This window comes from Bacillus sp. LR_5 (genome assembly GCF_042709275.1).
On the sequence record NZ_JAVAXX010000408.1, the window covers coordinates 1 to 4,158 of the forward strand.

A 4,158-nucleotide genomic window follows, 5' to 3' on the forward strand; every position below is an offset into this window, starting at 1 on the left:
GTTTTGAAGAAGTTCGCTTTCATTTGTTTCTTCCTGCTGTTCATCAGCGGCAGCTTGTTCTTCAATGATTTCTTGCTCTTCTGTTTCGTTTTGTTCAACGGTTTGTTTTTCTTCTGACATTGTGTTCACCTCCCTCAAAGTGTAAGGAGAAGGACAGGTGCTGCCCTTCGATAAATTTTGCCAAAATTCCCTTATTCATCATACAGACTTGTTAATGCTTTTGACAAGTCCGAAGTCACATGCTGAAGCAGGCTGACAACCCTGGAATAATTCATGCGGGTCGGGCCGATAATCGCAATTGAGCCGATCTGCTTCTGGTCTACGGAATAAGAAGCCGTAATCAGACTGCAATTTTCCATCTCTTCATAGTCGTTTTCTTTTCCGATTTTAATCGAAATTCCCGTGTGCGGGGATTGAACCAGCTTTAAAACATCCTGTTCCTTCTCAATTAATGAAAGGAGCGACCGAACTCGGGTGATATCATGGAACTCAGGCTGGTTCAGCATATTGATTTTCCCGCCAAAAAACAACTTTTCAACATGATTTGTGGAATGAAAGGTTGAACGAAGCGCGTCGAGTATATTGTCATAGTTCTTAATGTGCTGTCTTAGGTACATGACAACTTCTTTAAATATGCGCTCATTCAGTTCATCCATTGGAACGCCGCTTAAACGGTCGTTCAGTATATTTACCAGTTTTTCAATATCAGACAGATCCATTTTGGTCGGAAAGTTAATCGTTTTGTTTTCCACATGCCCCGTATTGGTAACGAGAATCGCTACCGCCATATCAGGCTGAATCGGAATGATTTGAATCTGTTTAAGGTAATTCTCACTCAGCTTCGGCCCGAGTACGATAGATGTGTAATTCGTCAGATCGGACAAAATTTGCGCTGATTTTTGAACTGTCTTCTCCAGCTCGAAAATTTTCTCTTTGAAGATCGAGTGGATTTGGTCCAGGTCGCTTTTCGTCAATTTGACGGGTGACAGCAAATGGTCAACATAGTACCGATACCCTTTTTCTGACGGAACACGTCCTGAGGATGAATGGGTTTTTTCAATAAAGCCCAATTCCTCCAAGTCAGCCATCTCGTTTCTTATTGTTGCAGAGCTAAATGTGATTTCATCTTTTTTCGAAAGAGTTCTTGATCCCACCGGCTGTGCCGATTTAATAAAATCGTTGATTATAACCTGAAGGATCAGCAGCTGACGATTTGTTAACATCATCATCACCTCTGTTAGCACTCTCAATAAGCGAGTGCTAATTCTATAACAAAAGTATCAAACCACAAGAAAAATGTCAATTATAACTCACCCAAAAAAGCGCCAAAAACTTCATTGCCTAATAATTTCCCTTGATGAGTCAAATAAACGGCAGACTCTGAATTGTGAATCAGCCCTTTTTCAGCGAGGTCTTTTAACACGCTTGGGAAAAGTCCATCCAGGGAACGGCCGTATTTTTCTGCGAATCGTTTTTTGCTGACACCGGCTGTTTTTCTCAAACCTAAAAACATTTCTTCCTCAATCTGTTCTTCTGTTGTCACTTCATGTGTATCTCTGTACGGAAAACCCTTTTCAGCTATCAGGTCAATGTAATGCTTAACAGGTCCGACGTTCACTGTTCGTGTGCCGCCGATATATCCGTGAGCGCCGGCTCCGAAACCGAAATATTGTTCGTTGCTCCAATACGTTAGATTGTGCTTAGATTCCATGCCTGCCTTAGCAAAGTTGCTGATTTCATATTGATGAATGCCGTGAGCTTCCATCTGGCTCATCACCATTTCATACATTTCAGCTTCCTGCTCCTGCGGCGGAAGATGAAGCCGCCCTTTTTGCATCAAATTATAAAATACCGTTTTCGGTTCTACAATAAGGGAGTAAACGGAATAATGCTCGGCATCCAGTGATAAAGCAGTGTTTATGGAATGTTCCAGATGCTTGAGGGTTTGCCCCGGAAGCCCGAACATGAGATCAAGACTGATATTCTCAAAACCGATTGCCCGCGCTCTTTCAAAAGAGGTGAATACATCTTTTTGCTTGTGCACTCGGCCGATTTTTTCTAACAGATCGTCTTCGAACGTTTGCACACCAAAGCTGAGGCGATTTACGCCTGCTTCTTTTAATATTTTTAATTTCTCTGCGGACAAATCGTCAGGATTCGCTTCAACCGCAAATTCCGATAAGTCGCTTGAGGGCTTTACCACGCGGTTGATCATATCCATCAGCTTTTTAAGCTGTTCCTCAGACAGGGAGGTCGGCGTGCCTCCTCCGATAAAGATTGTTTTAAGATCAGGCTGCCCGGTTTTTGCTATTGTATTTATCATTTCCTGTTCGAGTGCGTTTAAATACTCGTCGACTGGCTGACTTTGAATAAAATATTTATTGAAATCGCAGTAGTGGCAAATATGCTCACAAAATGGGATATGGATATAAGCTGATTTCAACGGATTCACCTTCTTTACAGAAAGAAGCCGCAGTACAAGACTGCGGCGGCTTCTATTGTTTTTTCGGACTGTCGTCCATTTTCAGAACTGCCATAAATGCTTCTTGCGGCACTTCAACTGAGCCGACCTGCTTCATACGGCGTTTTCCTTCTTTTTGTTTTTCAAGAAGTTTCCGTTTACGCGAGATGTCCCCTCCGTAACATTTAGCCAATACGTTTTTACGCATTGCTTTTATGGTGGAGCGGGCCACGATTTTCTGGCCGATTGCGGCTTGTACCGGAACTTCAAACTGCTGGCGCGGAATGAGTTCTTTCAGTTTTTCAACGATCACTTTTCCCCGTTCATATGCGTAATCACGATGCACGATAAAGGAAAGGGCATCGATTTTTTCACCATTCAGCATAATGTCCATTTTCACAAGCTTGGACGGTTTGTAGCCGATCAGTTCATAATCAAAGGACGCATAGCCTTTAGTGCTTGATTTCAGCTGATCAAAAAACTCATATACGATTTCCGCTAATGGCATATCATAAATGATGCTGACACGGTTTGCGTCTAAATACTGCATATCAATGAAATTGCCGCGTTTTCCTTGGCAAAGCTCCATTACAGCGCCGACATAGTCATTCGGCACCATCATCGTCGCTTTTACGTATGGCTCCTCAACCCTTTCGATCTTTTGAGGATCCGGCATGTTGGACGGGTTGTCGACAACGACCTTTTCGCCGTCTGTCATATACACGTCATAGATAACGCTTGGCGCTGTCGTAATCAGGTCGATGTTGAACTCACGCTCAATTCGCTCCTGAATGATCTCCATGTGAAGCATGCCTAAAAATCCGCAGCGGAACCCGAATCCAAGCGCTTGCGAAGTTTCCGCTTCATATTGAAGGGAGGAATCATTCAGCTCAAGCTTTTCAAGAGCTTCCCTTAAATCATTATACTTCGCTGTATCAATCGGATACAAACCACAGTACACCATCGGGTTTAGCTTGCGGTATCCCGGCAGCGCTTCTTCTGCAGGATTGGCAGCGCTCGTTATTGTATCACCGACACGTGTGTCACCGACATTTTTGATTGAGGCAGTCAGGAAGCCTACATCACCGACCGTCAGTTCATTTGTCGGAGTTGCTTTCGGCGTGAACACGCCCACCTCTGTTACTTCGAATTCTTTCCCGGTTGCCATCATTTTGATTTTTTGTCCCGGCTTTACCGTTCCTTCAACGACTCTGATATAAGCCACGACACCGCGGTAGGCGTCATAAAGCGAGTCGAAGATCAGCGCTTTGAGCGGCGCCTCCGGATCTCCGGTCGGAGCTGGCACCTTTTCTACGATTTGTTCTAAAATCTCCTCAATCCCGATACCGGCTTTTGCTGAAGCAAGCACGGCTTCTGATGCGTCAAGGCCGATAACGTCTTCTACCTCTTGGCGCACACGTTCGGGCTCGGCGCTCGGAAGGTCGATTTTATTGATGACCGGAAGGATTTCAAGATCGTTGTCAAGCGCTAAGTAGACATTGGCGAGCGTCTGCGCTTCAATCCCCTGGGCTGCATCCACGACAAGAATCGCTCCCTCGCAGGCAGCAAGGCTTCGGGATACTTCATACGTGAAGTCGACGTGTCCCGGCGTATCGATTAGATGAAAGATATATTCTTCTCCGTCTTTTGCTTTATATTTAAGCTGAACAGAGTTTAATTTAATGGTTATGCCCCGC

3 protein-coding genes and 1 pseudogene are annotated in these 4,158 nt (G+C 44.4%); all 4 read right to left on the bottom strand.

Features of this window, described 5'->3' with window-relative positions:
* Positions 1 to 120, bottom strand: a pseudogene (locus RAC86_RS35905) (nucleotide exchange factor GrpE); the annotation flags it as partial.
* A gap of 71 nt (positions 121 to 191) precedes the next feature.
* Positions 192 to 1,223 carry a heat-inducible transcriptional repressor HrcA gene (gene hrcA, locus RAC86_RS35910; protein ID WP_003246126.1) on the bottom strand — a complete coding sequence of 344 codons (1,032 nt, stop codon included), beginning with the start codon at positions 1,221 to 1,223 and terminating at the stop codon, positions 192 to 194.
* Between the two features lie 80 nt (positions 1,224 to 1,303).
* Entirely contained in the window at positions 1,304 to 2,443 is a 1,140-nt protein-coding gene (gene hemW, locus RAC86_RS35915) for a radical SAM family heme chaperone HemW (protein ID WP_377886710.1), read from the bottom strand.
* 52 nt (positions 2,444 to 2,495) lie between these two features.
* A partial coding sequence (lepA, locus tag RAC86_RS35920) for a translation elongation factor 4 (RefSeq protein ID WP_377886711.1) occupies positions 2,496 to 4,158 on the bottom strand: 1,663 nt, incomplete at its 5' end.

What these genes read in the sequence shown, in the direction of transcription:
- hrcA (WP_003246126.1), bottom strand. Translation starts at nt 1,223, where the DNA reads ATGTTAACAAATCGTCAGCTGCTGATCCTTCAGGTTATAATCAACGAT.